Origin of the sequence: Mesorhizobium sp. 131-2-1, from assembly GCF_016756535.1 — a bacterium.
GTDB lineage: Bacteria > Pseudomonadota > Alphaproteobacteria > Rhizobiales > Rhizobiaceae > Mesorhizobium.
Genome location: NZ_AP023247.1, coordinates 153,931 through 166,680, shown reverse-complemented (window position 1 = coordinate 166,680; position 12,750 = coordinate 153,931). Strand labels below are relative to the sequence as shown.

Sequence of the window (12,750 nt, the reverse complement as noted above, 5' to 3'; positions counted from 1 at the left end):
CCGGTAGTATGAGCAGGCGGGAAGACGCCACCCTATCGGCGGGTTACGACGATTGGCGGCAATCCAGGTTGGCCGAAAGGATGGCGGCAGCCGGCGAGCAGCGCACGTGGAATCACCTGATTACCGTTGTGATCCATGACGCGGCATCGGCGAGCGGCGAGGCCCTGTCGGATACGCTCTCGACGCTGCTTGCACAGTCCTATCGCAATATCGAGATCGTCGTTGCCGGTGTCCGCGAGACGGACTTGCCTGATGTGGACGACTTTGCAAGCCTGCGCGGCCTGTTCGCGGAGCCGACGCTCGATGCGCTGAACCTGTTGTCGGATCCGGCGCACGATCATCTGTGGCGCGGAAGTCATATGGTTTTCGCAGCCGCGGGTACGACGTTCGATACGGATGCCTTCGCTCTCCTCAATCGCATGCTTTCACCGTCGCGCGGGGCACCGATGCCGGACCTGATCGTCTGCGATCATGATCGCCGTCTCGATGCCGGGGCGGTCCCGCAGCCTTGTTTTCTGCCGGGCTGGGATCCCGATCTGATCGTTTCGATGGACTATGTCGGCACGGCCTTCATGGCTTCGCGTAAACTCATCCTTGGCCGGCGCTCGGCCGGGCGCCCGAATTCCCTGCACGGTTGGCTGCGTGCCCTGGCGAGTGGGCCTCTCGCGGTCGGTCATCTCACCGAGACCGTCATGCACCTTCCCACTGGTCTGCCGCGTCCTTCGGCGGAACCAGCCGATATCGCGCGTCTGCCTCCGCCTCGGTCCGTGGCGATCGTCATTCCCAACCGTGACCAGCCCAAACTCCTGAAGCGTTGCGTCCGGTTTGTGAAAGCCTTGGAGCACCTTTCGCCCGAGCTCGTCATTGTGGATCACGCAAGCACCGACCCGGCCACGCTGGCACTCTACGCGGAACTCCAGAAGCAGCACGGCGCCGGTATCGTCAGGGTCCATGGCCGCTTCAATTTCTCTCGCATGGTCAATATGGGCGTGGCGGCCGCGACCGCGGACGTTGTGGTCCTGTTGAACAATGATGTCGAGATCACCGACCCTCGTCAGCTGGAGTTGATGGTTGCGCACGCTATGCGCCCCGAAGTCGGCGTCGTGGGCGCCCGCCTTTTGTACCCGGATGGCTCGGTGCAGCATGCGGGCATAGTTTTGCAACCCGGCTCGCACAGCGAGCATCCCGTGCTGGCGCAGCATGTGTTGCGAGGCGCGCCGGGAAATGCGGACGGCTATCTCCACGCCATGCGCACCGTGCGCAATTATCAGGCCGTGACGGGCGCCATCATCGCCTCGCGGCGAACCGTTTTCCATGAGATCGGCGGGTTTGACGAGGTCTGCCTGCCTGTTGAATACAACGATGTCGACTATTGCCTGCGCGCGCGCCTGATGGGCTTAAGGGTCATTTCGCTACCGACGGACGGGATCGTCCACCGCGAATCCGCGACGCGTGGTTCCGAAGCCACGCCTGAGGTGCTGAGGATGCGTGTCGCAAGCATGCGCCTGATAGCCGAGCGTTGGCGCGAAGCCGTGGAGCAGGATCCCTTTTGCAATCCGCATGTGGATATGGGCGATCGGCCGCAAGCCGGATTTCCGTGGACAGACAGGATAGGCAATCCGTGACGATCAAGGATTTTGCGCGAAGGGTCGTTCGCTACGCTCGGCGTACCATCCTGTCGCGGCGGCAGCAGATGCAGGGGGTGCTGGGCGTCGAATGGGAGCACCGGCATCTTCGGGCATTGGCCGAACTGACCGGCGTCTTCGACCCGGAGTGGTATTTGACTGCCCACAAGGACGTCGCCATGAGCGGCATCGATCCGTTCGCGCACTATATGAGCCATGGCTGGCGCGAAAGGCGGAAGCCGGCGAACGGGATCGATATCGAAAGCTATGCCTCTCTGGCCCCGGGGTTCCGGCCGGGCCAGGACAATCCGATCGCGCACCTTTTGCGCAATGGCTTCGATGCCCCCCATTTCAAGGCGGTGCGGATGAAGCTCTCCGAACGTCGCGTCATCCCCTTCCCGCGAAATCTGGAAGATGGCCTGTGCGTCAGCGGATATCTGTGTTCCGAAATTGGACTGGGCCAGGCGGCGCGAAACATCGTCTACGCGTGCGACGCGGCGCGCCTGCCCGTTACGTCCCGCGCCCTTGCTTTGCCCGGACGCGAAAATGACGCCGAATTCACAACCAAGTCCAACCCGGTGGTCGACCGCAAGGCCCAGCTGGTCGTTACCGGTCTGGCCGCCGCCGAGCATTATCGCCAGGACATCGCGCCCGGCCGGTTGAACATCCTGTTTCCGTTTTGGGAGCTCGGAAAGATTCCGCGGGAATGGCATGCCGCAATCCGTGATTTTGACGAAGTGTGGGCGCCTTCGCGTTTCGTGGCGTCCGCCTTCGACGGACTTTCGGGCGTAAGCCTGAAGTATGTGCCGCAGCCCGTGCGGCTTCCCTTGCAAGCGCCGACACCGCGCCCTGACCGCGCAACGCTACGCTTCTTTACCTATCTGGACTTTGACTCGTACGTCGCGCGCAAGAACCCTCAAGCCGCGGTCAACGCCTTCCGCGCCGCCTTCCCGCCGGCGAAGCGTGATGTCGAGCTGATCGTCAAAACGCGCGGCGAGCGCGATGAAGGGCTGCGGCAGTGGCTTGGTGACATGGCAGCGCAAGACGACCGGATCCAGATTGTGGACCACACGCTCGATCGCATGGGCGTGGATGCGCTGATGCGGGGATGCGATGCGTTCATCTCGCTCCATCGCTCCGAAGGCTTCGGCTTTGGCGCCGCCGAGGCGCTCGCGGCCGGAAAGGCTGTGGTGGCCACCGACTATGGCGGCACCACCGACTTCATCAATGAACTGACCGGATATCCCGTCGCCTATGCCTTGGAGCCGGTTCGCCACGGCGAATATGTGCAGACCAAAGGTCAGGTTTGGGCGACAGCGAACGCCGACGCCGCGGTCGAGGCCTTGCGCAAGGTCTACGATTCACCTGGGGAAGCCGATGCACGTGCGCGTCGCGGCTTCGCGCTCCTGAAGGAACAGCAATCGCTGGTCGTGGTGGGGCGGCGTATTGCGCAAATCCTTGAGGAGCATGGTCTGATCCAGAGATAGAGCGGTTCTCCGTTCCGTGAAACGGTGAACCGCCCTGGAGCTGGAGCGATCGGCCTGGGGCGGTTCAGCCCCTGGCGGCCTCCTCGATCTTGGCGATGTCGATCTTGCCCATCTGCATCATCGCATTCATCGCCCGGCCGGCCTTTGCCTGGTCGGGGTCCTGAAGCAGGCGCGGCAGCTGTTCCGGCACGACCTGCCAGGAAACGCCGAACTTGTCCTTCAGCCAGCCGCAGGGGCCAGGTTCGCCACCGCCTTCTGTGAGCCTGGTCCAGAAATGATCGACTTCTTCCTGGGTCTTGCAGTCGATCGAGAGCGAGATCGCCTCGGTGAACTTGTATTGGGGTCCGCCGTTGAGCGCCAGGAACGGAACGCCGTCGAGCTCGAACGACGCCACCAGCACCTTGCCTTCAAGAGCGTGGCCCTTGGGCCAACGCGTCACGCTCAGCTCCTTGGAATTCTTGAAGATGGACATGTAATGGTTCATGGCCTCTTCTGCCTGGCCGTCGAACCACAGGAAGGTGGTGATCTTTTGCATGCGTCTCTCCTCGGCTTCTCTTGGGGATGATGGAAGGATCAGGCGGCGCCCTTGGCGGCGTCCTGCAGGGAAGCAAGATAGGCGTCGAGCTTAGCGTAGCTTTCGCCCATGCCGCCGGTCATGCCGGTGCCGAGCGCGCCGTCGCGCGCCGCCTGCGAGGCATAGAGGATCGTCTGTGTCAGCAGTGTCTTGTCGTTGACCTCCGAGAAGATCACCGTCCCCAGCGTCTCGCCGCCGGTCCAGTCCTGGTCGAAAAGCTCGGTGGCGACGATCCGGCTCGGGCGCACGATCTCGCGGTAGGTGGCGCTCATGCCCATGACCTGGCCATCGCTGTGATGCCAGACGTAACGTGCCGCGCCGCCGACCCTGAGGTCGATTTGGCATACCTCCAGCCACCAGCCGTCCGGGCCGTGCAGCCAGCCCTTCAGGAGTTCCGGCACGGTCCAGCAGTCGAACACCATCGGGCGAGGCGCGTCGAAGACGCGGGTGATCCTCACCTCGCAATCGCTGGGGGTCGTGACTGTCAACGTCGCGAGGGTCGAATCCGGCAATCTCGTGGTGCTCATTGCTGTCCTCCTCTGCTTCGTCCTTGATTAGCCCAAGGACGCTCGGCCAGGCCTCGATCCGACAGCGGCGTCGATATTTTCGGCCCGCGCCGAAGTCGTCCGGGTCTAATGTTCCTGCTCGTCTGAGCCTTTTTCGGCCTTGAGCGCGCCGAGCAGCGCATCGAGCCGCTGGAAGTTGCCCTCCCAGATTTTGCGATAGCGCTCCAACCAATCATTGGCTTCGGCCAGCGGCTTGGCTTCCAGCCGGCAGGGCCGGCGCTGCGCGTCACGACCGCGTGAAATCAGTCCGGCATTTTCCAGCACCTTGAGGTGCTTGGAGATCGACGGCTGGCTCATTGCGAACGGCTCGGCCAGTTCCATCACCGAGGCTTCGCCTTGGATGAGCCGGGCGAGGATGGCGCGTCGCGTCGGATCGGCGAGCGCCGCGAAAGTGGCATCCAACTGGTTCACATCAACTCCATAGCCAAATAGCTATATACCCAATTGGCTATATACGGATGGCTCGCCGCCGTCAACCGGCGCAGGCAAAATCTGGCGCATCGCAAAATTGTGGCCATGCCGGACTGCGGCGTCTATAAACCCTGCGGTCCAAATTCAGCGCCGCCACGCTCGGCATCGAGCGCGGCCAGCCAGCCAAGGAAAGTTCATGCCCGCCTATCGCTCCCGCACCACCACCCATGGCCGCAACATGGCCGGCGCCCGCGGCCTGTGGCGCGCCACCGGCATGAAGGACAGTGATTTCGGCAAGCCGATCATCGCCGTGGTCAACTCCTTCACCCAGTTCGTGCCGGGCCATGTGCACCTGAAGGACCTCGGCCAGCTCGTCGCGCGCGAGATCGAGAAAGCCGGCGGCGTCGCCAAGGAATTCAACACCATCGCCGTCGACGACGGCATCGCCATGGGCCATGACGGCATGCTCTATTCGCTGCCGTCGCGCGAGCTGATCGCCGACTCGGTCGAATACATGGTCAACGCGCATTGCGCCGACGCCATGGTCTGTATCTCCAACTGCGACAAGATCACCCCCGGCATGCTGATGGCCTCGCTGCGCCTCAACATCCCGACCGTCTTCGTCTCAGGCGGCCCTATGGAGGCCGGCAAGGTGGTGCTCGCCGGCAAGGCGCAGGCGCTCGACCTCGTCGACGCCATGGTGGCCGCCGCCGACGACCGTGTCTCCGACGAGGACGTCAAGGTCATCGAGCGCTCGGCCTGCCCGACCTGCGGTTCCTGCTCCGGCATGTTCACCGCCAATTCGATGAACTGCCTGACCGAGGCGCTCGGCCTGTCGTTGCCCGGCAATGGCTCGACGCTCGCCACCCACGCCGACCGCAAGCGGCTGTTCGTCGAGGCCGGCCACCTGGTCGTCGATCTTGCCCAGCGCTACTACGAACAGGACGACGCCAGCGCCCTGCCGCGCAGCATCGCCTCCAAGGGCGCCTTCGAGAACGCCATGGCGCTCGACATCGCCATGGGCGGCTCGACCAACACGGTGCTGCACATCCTCGCCGCCGCGCATGAGGGCGAGGTCGACTTCACCATGGAAGACATCGACCGGCTGTCGCGCAAGGTGCCCGTGCTCTGCAAGGTGGCGCCGGCCAAGTCCGACGTGCACATGGAGGACGTCCATCGCGCCGGCGGCATCATGGCCATCCTCGGTCAGCTCGATCGGGCCGGACTGATCAACCGCGACCTGCCGACGGTCCACACCGCGACGCTCGGTGAGGCGCTCGACCATTGGGACATTTCCCGCACCTCCGCCGAGAACGTGCGCGACTTCTTCCTCGCCGCCCCCGGCGGTGTGCCGACGCAGGTCGCCTTCAGCCAGGACCGCCGCTGGGACGAGCTCGATCTCGATCGCGAGAAGGGCGTCATCCGCTCGGCTGAGACGCCGTTCTCCAAGGACGGCGGCCTAGCCGTGCTGAAAGGCAATCTGGCGCTCGACGGCTGCATCGTGAAGACCGCCGGCGTCGATGAGTCGATCCTGAAGTTCACCGGCCCGGCCCGTGTCTTCGAGAGCCAGGATGCCTCGGTCAAGGCGATCCTCGGCAACGAGATCAAGGCGGGCGACGTCGTCGTCATCCGCTATGAGGGGCCGCGCGGCGGACCCGGCATGCAGGAAATGCTCTACCCGACCAGCTATCTGAAGTCGAAAGGCCTCGGCAAGGCCTGCGCGCTGATCACCGACGGTCGCTTCTCCGGCGGCACGTCGGGCCTGTCGATCGGCCACGTCTCGCCGGAAGCCGCCGAAGGCGGGCTGATCGGCCTGGTCCGGGAAGGCGACACGATCGAGATCGACATCCCCAACCGCAAGATCCACCTCGCCGTCTCAGAGGCAGAGCTCGATGCCCGCCGCGCGGCGATGGCGGCAAAAGGCGTGGATGCCTGGAAGCCCGAGGAAAAGCGCAAGCGCAAGGTGACGACAGCGCTCCGCGCCTATGCGGCGTTCGCCACCAGCGCCGACAAGGGCGCTGTGAGGAAAGTGCCGGAGTGATCTAGGCTCCCCCTTCTCCCCCTGTGGGAGAAGGTGTCGCCGAAGGCGACGGATGAGGGGTGTTCCAGGGAACGCCGACGTCTCACTCCGCTGGAACACCCCTCATCCGTCTCGGCGCTGCGCGCCGATCCACCTTCCCCCACAAGGGGGGGAGGAAAAGGCGTTACGGCATCAGCTGATATTCATAAAGCTTCTGGTACAGCCCGCCCTGCCTGAGCAGGGTCTTGTGCGGGCCGCTTTCCACCACCTTGCCGCTCTCCAGCACCACGATCGTGTCGGCCTGGTGCACTGTCGACAGCCGGTGCGCGATGACGATCGTCGTGCGCCCGACGGTGAGCTGCTGCAGCGCGTCGCGGAACAGCGCTTCCGACTCGGCATCGAGCGCGCTGGTCGCCTCGTCGAGAAGCAGGATTTCGGCATTGCGCAGCATGGCGCGAGCAATCGAGATTCGCTGGCGCTGTCCGCCTGAGAGCAGCGAGCCGTTCTCGCCCACTTCGGTCTCGTAGCCCTTGGCCATGGCGGTGATGAAGTCATGTGCATTGGCGGCCTTGGCGGCGGCCATCACCTCCGCGTCGGTCGCGCCCTCACGGCCGAGGCGGATGTTGTGCATCACGGTGCCGGCAAACAGGAATGTGTCCTGGCTGACATAGGCGATCTTTCCCCTGAGCGAGGCGAGCGTCGCATGGGAGATGTCCTGGCCGTCGAACAGCACCTTGCCGTCCTGCGGGTCGTACATGCGCATGATCAGGTTCAGGATCGTCGACTTGCCACTGCCCGAAGGCCCGACCAGCGCCGTCATCCTGCCCGCCGCGAGGGTGAGGTTGAAGCCTTCAAACACCGGCTGGCTCTCCGGATAGGCGAAGCCGACGTCCTCGAAGCGGATTTCGCCGGGACCTGGCTGCAGCGGCCTGGCGTCGGGCTTTTCGGCCAGCGTCAGCGGCCGGTCGGCGAGCTGGAACATCATGCGCACGCCGACGATGCCGGTCTCCAGCGAAATGCGCACGCGCGCCAGGCGCTTGGCCGGCTCGTAGGCGAGCAGCAGTGCTCCGATGAAGGCCATGATGTTGCCCGGCATCTGGCCGCCCTGAAGGACGAGAAAACCGCTGACGAAGACGGCGCCGGCGATCGCCAGGCCGGCAAGCGTTTCCATGACCGGGCTGGTGGCGGCCTCCAGCGTGGCGATGTTGTTGGCGCGGTTTTCGACGTCGGAAACCGCCTTGTACATGCGCTTGCGCATCGCGCCCTCGAGATTGAAGGACTTCACGACGCGCACGCCGACTGCCGTCTCCTGCATCACATGCACGATCTGGCCGAGCGAGCGGAATTCCATCTTGGCGATCTTGCGGACGCGCTTCAGGATGCGGTTGACGCCATAGATGGCCACGGGCCCGATGACGAAGCAGATCAAAGACAGCGCCGGCTGCTGCCAGATCATGACCAACACCAGCACAATCAGCGTCACCAGGTCCCGCACATAGGACGTGACGACGAGGTCGAGCACGCTGCGCGCGGCCTGTGCATTGTTGGTCATGCGGGTGATCAGATCGGACGACGAGGTCGCATGATAGAATTCTATGCCTTGCGCCAGGATGCGGTCATAGATCTTGCGCTGTCGGTCGGCGATGATGGCGTTGCCGACGCGGCTCATGAAATAGGCCTGGACGAAATTGGCGGCGCCCTTGAGAAGGAAGATCACCGCGACTGCGACCGCGATCAGATTGACGCGATCGATCCTCTTGTAGATCACGAATTCATTGGTGATCTCCTTCAGGATCCAGGCGCTCGCGCCGGTCGTGGCGGCCACCACGAGCATCGACAATACGGCGGCGCCATATCCGGCCCTGTGCTCCCGGAAGGATTCCCTCACCAGCCTCGCGATGAGGCGCTGGTTTTCCGTCGAGCGGAAGAAGCGAAACAATCGGCCGATCCCATGCCTGGCTGAAACGATTTCGGATTCGCCACCGGGGCGAGAGGCGGCTTATAGAGCGAGTTGCCGTCGGATGGAACCTTTCGCCGTCGCGAAAGGAAACGGCTGCGGCTGGGTGTCTTTTCGGCCACGATAGAAGCTGATTCTACCAAAGGGATGACCACAGATGGATTTCGACCTCATCGTGCGCGGCGGCACCCTGCCTGACGGACGGGTTGCCGACATCGGCATTGCCGGCGAGACGATCGCGGCGATCGAGCCCAGACTGGACGCCAAGGCGGGCAAGGAGGTCGATGCCCACGGCAACCTGGTCTCGCCGCCTTTCGTCGACCCGCATTTCCACATGGACGCCACGCTGTCCTACGGCATTCCGCGCATCAACGCGTCGGGCACGCTGCTCGAAGGCATCGCGCTCTGGGGCGAGTTGAAGCCGCTGTTGACGCATCAGGCGGTGCGGGAGCGGGCGCTCGCCTATTGCGACTGGGCGGTGTCGATGGGCCTGCTTGCCATCCGCACCCATGTCGATGTCTGCGACGACCGGCTGCTCGCGGTCGAGGCGCTCCTCGACGTCAAGAAGACGGTGGCGCCCTATATCGACCTGCAGCTCGTCGCCTTCCCGCAGGACGGGCTTTACCGCTCGCCGACGGCGCGTGAAAACACCATCCGCGCGCTCGACATGGGTGTCGATATCGTCGGCGGTATCCCGCATTTCGAGCGCACCATGGCCGACGGCACGCGCTCGGTGACGGAACTGTGCGAAATCGCCGCAAAACGCGGCCTGATGGTCGACCTGCATTGCGACGAGACAGACGACCCGCTGTCGCGCCACATCGAGCAGCTGGCCTATGAGACGCAGCGGCTTGGCCTGCAGGGCAGGGTGGCCGGCTCGCATCTGACCTCCATGCATTCGATGGACAACTACTATGTCTCGAAGCTGTTGCCGCTGATCGCCGAGGCCGGCGTGTCGGCGATCCCCAACCCGCTGATCAACATCATGCTGCAGGGCCGGCACGACACCTTCCCCAAGCGCCGGGGCCTGACCCGGGTGAAGGAGATGCTGGCGCTCGGCATCCGCGTCGGCTGGGGCCAGGATTGCGTGCTCGATCCCTGGTATTCGCTGGGCACCGCCGACATGCTCGACGTCGCCTTCATGGGCCTGCATGTCGCCCAGATGTCGAGCCCGGCCGACATGGCGCGCTGCTTCGACATGGTCACCAACGTAAATGCCGCCATCATGGGCCTCGACCATCTCGGGCTTGCCGTCGGCAAGCGCGCCAGCCTGGTCGTCCTCGACGCCGGCAATCCGATCGAGGCGGTGCGCTTGCGCCCCGAGCGCCTCTGCGTCATCGCCAGGGGCAAGGTCGTGGCCGAGCGGACGAAGCAGGAGACGCGCCTGTCGATTGCCGGCCGGCCGGGCCAGGTAAATCGGCGGCACAAATCGGCGTAGAGCCAGCCGATTCCCGCTGCTGGTCTTACCTTTTCTGCGATTTCCACTCGTCAAAGCGGCCGCTTGCGTCTAGGCAGCCGGCATGGTTCGATCCATCGCCCGCACTCTGACGATCAGGAACGTTCTCCTCGCCGGCATCCTCCTGATGCTGGCGGGCGATTTCATGTTCGCGCTGAACGATGCGATGGGCAAATGGCTGGTCGCCAGCTTCTCCGTCGGTCAGGTCGTGCTGATCCGTTCAATCGGCGCCTTCATCGTGCTTGGCCCGATGATCGCCAACCAGGGGCCCGGCAAGTTGTTCCACATGGAACGGCCGGTGCTGCAGCTTCTGCGCGTGGTGGCCACCACGCTCGACACCGGCCTCTTCTATGCCGCCGTCGTCTACCTGCCGCTCGCCGATGTGATGAGCTTCTACATGGCCGGACCGATCTATGTCGCGGCGCTGTCGCATCTGCTGCTCGGCGAAAAGGTCGGCTGGCGCCGCTGGCTGGCCATCCTGGTCGGCTTCTGCGGCGTGCTGATCATTCTGAAGCCTTCCTCGGCGGCGTTCTCGCTGTCGTCGGCCTATGCGCTGGTCGGCAGCATCGCCTTCGCCTTCGCCATCATCCTCGGCCGGCGGCTGCGCGGCACCAGCGACACGACGCTTGTTACCTGGCAGACCATCGGCACGCTGCTGGTCGGCGGCGCCTTGACCATCGGCGCCTGGCGGGCGCCGTCCGCGCTCGATTTCGGCGCCATGCTCTTGCTCGGCGTCGTCTCCTGCACCGCCCATCTGATGATCACCAGGGCGCTGAAGCTGGCGCCGGCCTCGACGCTGGCGCCACTGCACTACAGCCTGCTTCTGTGGGCGATCATTTTCGGCCTGGTCTTCTTCGGCGACGTGCCGAGCCCCCGCATCCTGGTCGGTTCGGCGATCGTCGTGCTCGCCGGCATCTTCATCTTCCATCGCCAGAAGGTGGTGGAAACCGTGGTGCCGCCCGAGAACGTGCCGAAGGGGGTGAACTGAAATCCGTTGCCGCTGGTGCTCACGCTGCTCTTGCAGCCGCCAGGTGCTCTGAAAATTCCTTTGTCTCCATCAGCGCCCTGCAGCGGGCGAAGCGGCCGTCGGCATAGGCGCGGAAATCGTCGACCGGATTGTTGTTGGCAAGCTGGATCAAACCCCAAAGCGTCCAGAGAAGGTCGCACATCGCCTTGTAGATAACGACGCGCCCGCGCTCGGCGGGCTTTGGCTCGCGGCCGAAATAGGCCAGCATCAGCTCCTCATCCTGGGCGTCGTCGAATTTGCCTTCCACCGAGAGGTCGCCGAGATCCCAGAGCGGATCGTTCATGCCCGAATACTCCCAGTCGACGATCCACATCCGGTCGCCCGTATCGAGGAAGTTCTCGCACAGCGGATCGCAGTGGCAGGCGACAAGCGGAGCGGGATGGACGGCGAGCGCGGCGCGCACGCCGTCAGCCTCCCGCACCACGTCGTGATAGCCTTCGGGCAGCGCGACATCCTTGGTCGACAGTACCTTCAGATAGTCGTCGATCATTGAAAACAGCTCGAAGCGAAAGGGAAAGACCGCGCCGGATGAATGCAACTTGCGGAAGGCCTCGCCCGCGCGTGCCGGGCTGCCGGGTCTCGTCTTGAACTTTTCCGGCGACATCGTCTCGGCGCCGGCTAGGAAGCGGGTCACCAGCACGCCGGTCCCGGCGTCGGCATGCAGCACCTCGGGACTGACGCCGGCCCTGGCTGCCTCGCGCGCCGCCACCGCCTCATTGGCGCGGTTGATGTATTCCTCGGTGCCCTTGCCCGGGATGCGCAGGCAAAGATCGCCCGCCCTGTAGACCAGATTGGTGAGACCGCCGAGCCGTTCCAGCGGCCCCTGGTAGCCCGCCAGCACCGGAATGGCGGCCAACGCCGCGCGCGCCTCGTCCATAGTCATGCCCCGTATTTACCTTCACGCCCTATTTATGGTGGGGACGGTTCCACAGTTTTCGCCGTTTGGCTATCATCGGATCGAAGGCGACTCGATCAGGCGACGGCAAAGCAGCGATGACCGACAGCAAACATCTGGGTGCGCTCAGCGCAGCCTACGCCGCGACGCGGCCCGAGGAAGTGGCGGCGCTCTATGATAGCTGGTCGGAAACCTACGACGCCGACATGTCGGCGGCCGGCTACCGCCATCCGACGATCTGCCTGGCGCTGCTTGCCCGCCATCTGCCGCGCGGCGCGGCGCCGCTGCTCGACGCCGGCGCCGGCACCGGCCTGATCGGCGAGTGGTTGGCCATCACCGGCTACCCGAAGGTCGAGGCGCTCGATATTTCGCAAGGCATGCTGGACAAGGCGGCCGCCAAAGGCGTCTACGCCGCACTTCACTGCCTGGCGATGGGTGGGCCATTGCCCTTCGCGGACAATGCCTATGCCGGCATCGTCTCGGCCGGCGTCTTCACCTCCGGCCATGTCGGCGCCGAAGGGCTGGACGAACTGATCCGCATCTGCAAGCCCGGCGGTGTCATCGTGCTGACGGTCAAGAACACCCTGTGGGAAGGGGGCTTTGCCAAAAGCATCGCCGACCTCGAGGCGAAAGGTACGGTTGTCCGGGTCGAGGAAACGGCGCCCTATGTCTCGATGCCCGGCGAAGCCGACACCGTGCCCAGCCGCGGCCTCGTCCTGGGCGTCGCCTGAT

The 12,750-nt window shown here is 64.4% G+C and carries 11 protein-coding genes; 6 read left to right on the top strand and 5 right to left on the bottom strand.

Annotated elements, in window-relative coordinates; genetic code table 11:
- Positions 1-8 precede the first annotated feature (8 nt).
- Together JG743_RS00755 and JG743_RS00750 are read left to right on the top strand one after the other, a co-directional pair.
- Positions 9-1,625 carry a glycosyltransferase gene (locus JG743_RS00755; RefSeq protein WP_202297083.1) on the top strand — a complete coding sequence of 539 codons (1,617 nt, stop codon included), beginning with the start codon at positions 9-11 and terminating at the stop codon, positions 1,623-1,625.
- A complete protein-coding gene (locus JG743_RS00750) occupies positions 1,622-3,112 on the top strand; it encodes a glycosyltransferase (protein WP_202297074.1) in 1,491 nt (496 codons plus the stop codon). Before JG743_RS00755 ends, JG743_RS00750 begins: the two co-directional genes overlap by 4 nt.
- Positions 3,113-3,176: 64 nt before the next feature.
- Here JG743_RS00750 and JG743_RS00745 read toward each other — a convergent pair whose 3' ends face one another.
- The 3 genes from JG743_RS00745 to JG743_RS00735 all read right to left on the bottom strand — a co-directional run bounded on the left by JG743_RS00745 (position 3,177) and on the right by JG743_RS00735 (position 4,663).
- A complete protein-coding gene (locus tag JG743_RS00745; RefSeq protein WP_202297072.1) occupies positions 3,177-3,647 on the bottom strand; it encodes a VOC family protein in 471 nt (156 codons plus the stop codon).
- Positions 3,648-3,685: 38 nt separating this feature from the next.
- Positions 3,686-4,213, bottom strand: coding sequence for an SRPBCC family protein (locus JG743_RS00740; protein ID WP_202297070.1), 528 nt, complete (start codon positions 4,211-4,213; stop codon positions 3,686-3,688).
- 105 nt (positions 4,214-4,318) lie between these two features.
- On the bottom strand, positions 4,319-4,663 hold the full coding sequence (locus tag JG743_RS00735; RefSeq protein ID WP_202297068.1) for an ArsR/SmtB family transcription factor: 345 nt from the start codon (positions 4,661-4,663) through the stop codon (positions 4,319-4,321).
- A 196-nt stretch (positions 4,664-4,859) separates the two neighbouring features.
- Here JG743_RS00735 and ilvD point away from each other — a divergent pair, with 196 nt between their 5' ends.
- Positions 4,860-6,704 (top strand): dihydroxy-acid dehydratase, encoded by a 1,845-nt coding sequence (ilvD, locus tag JG743_RS00730; protein WP_202297066.1) that lies wholly within the window; start codon positions 4,860-4,862, stop codon positions 6,702-6,704.
- Between the two features lie 163 nt (positions 6,705-6,867).
- Here the strand turns inward: ilvD and JG743_RS00725 are convergent, their stop codons facing one another.
- Entirely contained in the window at positions 6,868-8,622 is a 1,755-nt protein-coding gene (locus tag JG743_RS00725) for an ABC transporter ATP-binding protein (protein ID WP_202297064.1), read from the bottom strand.
- Positions 8,623-8,797: 175 nt separating this feature from the next.
- Between JG743_RS00725 and JG743_RS00720 the strand changes: the two genes are divergently transcribed.
- Together JG743_RS00720 and JG743_RS00715 are read left to right on the top strand one after the other, a co-directional pair.
- Complete coding sequence (locus JG743_RS00720) at positions 8,798-10,078, top strand: amidohydrolase family protein (protein WP_202297062.1); 1,281 nt, start codon at positions 8,798-8,800, stop codon at positions 10,076-10,078.
- Positions 10,079-10,160: 82 nt separating this feature from the next.
- Complete coding sequence (locus JG743_RS00715; RefSeq protein ID WP_202297060.1) at positions 10,161-11,084, top strand: DMT family transporter; 924 nt, start codon at positions 10,161-10,163, stop codon at positions 11,082-11,084.
- A 19-nt stretch (positions 11,085-11,103) separates the two neighbouring features.
- On the opposite strand, the gene JG743_RS00710 is transcribed toward JG743_RS00715, so the two are convergent.
- Entirely contained in the window at positions 11,104-12,006 is a 903-nt protein-coding gene (locus JG743_RS00710) for a phosphotransferase family protein (RefSeq protein ID WP_202297058.1), read from the bottom strand.
- A gap of 110 nt (positions 12,007-12,116) precedes the next feature.
- Here JG743_RS00710 and JG743_RS00705 point away from each other — a divergent pair, with 110 nt between their 5' ends.
- A complete protein-coding gene (locus tag JG743_RS00705; protein ID WP_202297056.1) occupies positions 12,117-12,749 on the top strand; it encodes a class I SAM-dependent DNA methyltransferase in 633 nt (210 codons plus the stop codon).
- The last annotated feature ends 1 nt before the right edge of the window (position 12,750 follow it).

Coding starts and splice junctions, on each gene's coding strand:
- JG743_RS00755 (WP_202297083.1), top strand. CDS start 9: ATGAGCAGGCGGGAAGACGCCACCCTATCGGCGGGTTACGACGATTGG.
- JG743_RS00745 (WP_202297072.1), bottom strand. CDS start 3,647: ATGCAAAAGATCACCACCTTCCTGTGGTTCGACGGCCAGGCAGAAGAG.
- JG743_RS00740 (WP_202297070.1), bottom strand. CDS start 4,213: ATGAGCACCACGAGATTGCCGGATTCGACCCTCGCGACGTTGACAGTC.
- ilvD (WP_202297066.1), top strand. CDS start 4,860: ATGCCCGCCTATCGCTCCCGCACCACCACCCATGGCCGCAACATGGCC.
- JG743_RS00720 (WP_202297062.1), top strand. CDS start 8,798: ATGGATTTCGACCTCATCGTGCGCGGCGGCACCCTGCCTGACGGACGG.
- JG743_RS00715 (WP_202297060.1), top strand. CDS start 10,161: ATGGTTCGATCCATCGCCCGCACTCTGACGATCAGGAACGTTCTCCTC.
- JG743_RS00710 (WP_202297058.1), bottom strand. CDS start 12,006: ATGACTATGGACGAGGCGCGCGCGGCGTTGGCCGCCATTCCGGTGCTG.
- JG743_RS00705 (WP_202297056.1), top strand. CDS start 12,117: ATGACCGACAGCAAACATCTGGGTGCGCTCAGCGCAGCCTACGCCGCG.